Origin of the sequence: Nonomuraea sp. NPDC059194 (genome assembly GCF_042754765.1) — a bacterium.
Classification (GTDB): domain Bacteria; phylum Actinomycetota; class Actinomycetes; order Streptosporangiales; family Streptosporangiaceae; genus Nonomuraea.
Genome location: NZ_JBHZBH010000101.1, coordinates 1 through 2,521, shown reverse-complemented (window position 1 = coordinate 2,521; position 2,521 = coordinate 1). Strand labels below are relative to the sequence as shown.

The 2,521-nt window shown below is 59.0% G+C and carries 1 protein-coding gene and 1 pseudogene; one reads left to right on the top strand and one right to left on the bottom strand.

Going from position 1 to position 2,521, the window contains the following annotated elements:
• Window positions 1-121 precede the first annotated feature (121 nt).
• A pseudogene (locus ACFXJ8_RS43935) lies at window positions 122-344 on the bottom strand (transposase); the annotation flags it as partial.
• A 250-nt stretch (window positions 345-594) separates the two neighbouring features.
• Here ACFXJ8_RS43935 and ACFXJ8_RS43930 point away from each other — a divergent pair.
• Window positions 595-2,496 (top strand): ATP-dependent endonuclease, encoded by a 1,902-nt coding sequence (locus ACFXJ8_RS43930; protein ID WP_379651517.1) that lies wholly within the window; start codon window positions 595-597, stop codon window positions 2,494-2,496.
• Window positions 2,497-2,521: the final 25 nt, after the last annotated feature.

Here is a 2,521-nt window from a genome sequence, read left to right as displayed (position 1 = left end):
GTTCCCATGCGCAGCGTGTTACAGGACCGCGACCAACACCAATCGCACCAGAACTCACATGCTGTAACCGCTACCCCGTGGAGTGAGACAGAGCCGGTTCCTCATGTCCGCTTACACTGCACTCGGCAAAGCGGCGGTGCACCGTCTGCCAGGACGCTCCGAAGACCGGCGGAAGGTGGCGCCCCGTGCAGCCGGTGGTCGCCACGAACACGATCGCCGCCAGGACCAGGCGGTCATCGGCCCGTCGCCGCCCCACCCTGCGGACGTGCTGGCAACGGCGGCGCCACTCGCTGAAACAGCTCCCACCACTGGTCGGGGACCAGCCGATCAATGAAAGCATCCATGATCAACTCAACGATTGATCATCATCAAGACACGACCTAAGGCGCCGACCCGATGACCTCAGACTGGTGGATCGCCAGTCCATCGCATGAGAGAGCAGTCCTGAAGCGTGCCTATTGTTGCAATAGTGACACGCTCGCTTATCTCAGTGTGTACGATCCACTACGGTCGGTCGGGATTCTCGCGGGCTATGCCATGAGTTCTCGCACTGGCCACCATGGCGATCGAGCAGGGTGCGGCGAGAGGTAGCACGTGCACGTCCAGTCATTCCACATCCGCAATTTCCGTCGGCTGAAGCACGTCCGAGTTGACCTCGAAACAGGAACGACTATCTTCGTCGGCGCCAACAACAGTGGGAAGACCTCCGTCTCGCATGCCCTGCAGTGTTTCCTTAGCGGGAAAGAGACATTCTCCCTGTATGACTTCACTGCCGACTGTTGGCCTATTTTTAATCGCCTCGCCGAGCAGACCTCGGTTGAGGAACCGATCTTCCCGCGCATATCGCTGGATATCTGGTTCGCCGTCGACGCAGATAGCCTTCACCGTGTCAAGCACCTAATCCCCACACTCGAATGGGAACAGGCGCCGGTTGGCATCCGACTGGAATACGGCCCAAAGAACGACGCATCCCTGCTCAATAACTACCATACGGCACAGGCGAGCGCGACACCTCTGACACAAGAGGCGACCTACAAACCATGGCCGCAGCACATGACGGCGTATCTAGAAAAGCGCCTGCGAACCGAATATGAAGTCCGCTACTTCATCCTTGACTACACCAAACTCGGCGACGATCGGGAGTACCCCGAGGACTACCACCCCGCACCTTTCGCCTCAACCGCTGAAGGTCAGCGCGTGCTGGCGTCGCTACTCCGGGTCGACTTCATGGACGCCCAGCGGCACCTGTCCGACGCGTCTTCACACGGACGTGCCGAGGATCTGTCCAAGAAGCTCAGCAGTTTCTACCGGCGTAACCTCGACAAGTACCAGGTGAACCTAAAAGCGCTCAGTACTTTGGCAGCCTCTGAGGCGAGCCTCAACGCCCACTTCGCCACGGTCTTCGACAGCACTCTGAACAACATCCGTACGCTTGGCTATCCGGGGTTCTCGAATCCGGAGATTGTGGTCAAGACGTCCCTCAAGCCAGAGACATTGGTGCACGAGAACGCGGGGGTACACTACGTTCTGCCCGGGCTGCCAGAGAATTCTGACGGTCAACCAGCAACGCTGCCGGATCGGTACAACGGGCTGGGCTTTAAGAACCTCATCTACATGGCGATCGAGGTACTCGACTTCCACAATGCTTGGCAGGAAATAGAGGACGATCGTCCGCCTGTGCATCTGGTCATGATCGAGGAACCAGAGGCGCATCTGCACGCCCAACTACAGCAGGTCTTCACCCGCAAGATCAGAGGTATCTTGCACGACCCACCAGGCTGCAACACTCAACTGGTCCTCACCACGCACTCGGCACATGTCATTTACGAGAGCAGCTTCCGCCCCATCCGCTACTTCCAGCGGCGTGATAAAGTCGCCGGCGTCCCTGATACCGATGTCAAGAACCTCTCACTCTTCCATGACGGGGAGGCAGAGTCCTCCCGTGCCTTCCTTCTCCAGTACTTCAAGCTCACCCACTGCGACTTGTTCTTCGCGGACGCAGCCGTCTTCATCGAGGGGAACGTAGAGCGTCTGCTTCTACCTCTCATGATCGAAAAGGAAGCTCCCGAGCTGAAGTCGTGTCACTTGACGCTTCTGGAAGTCGGCGGAGCCTTCGCTCACAAATTCCAGAACCTCATTCAGTTCCTGGGCCTCACCACCCTTATCGTCACCGACCTCGACAGCGTCCTGCCAAAGGCGGAACCTCCCACCGATGAGACTGACGACGATGACGCGGAGGTCGCAACGCGGGTGTCACACTCCTCGGGTACGCCGTGCCTGGCAGGGACCCCTGATGCCGTCACCGACAACCCGGTCCTCATCTCGTGGGTTCCCTGCCGAACGTCGGTCACCGACCTCTTGGCGGCCACCGACGAGGAAAAGCTTGCCAAGTCCTTGCCATATGTAAGGGTGGCCTACCAGACACCCGCTAGTACGGCAGCCGCCATTTGCTGGATGACCAGGGCGGATGCGCGGCGGGTCGATGTGATCTTGTGATCGGAATCCGGCCCAACGAGAACAG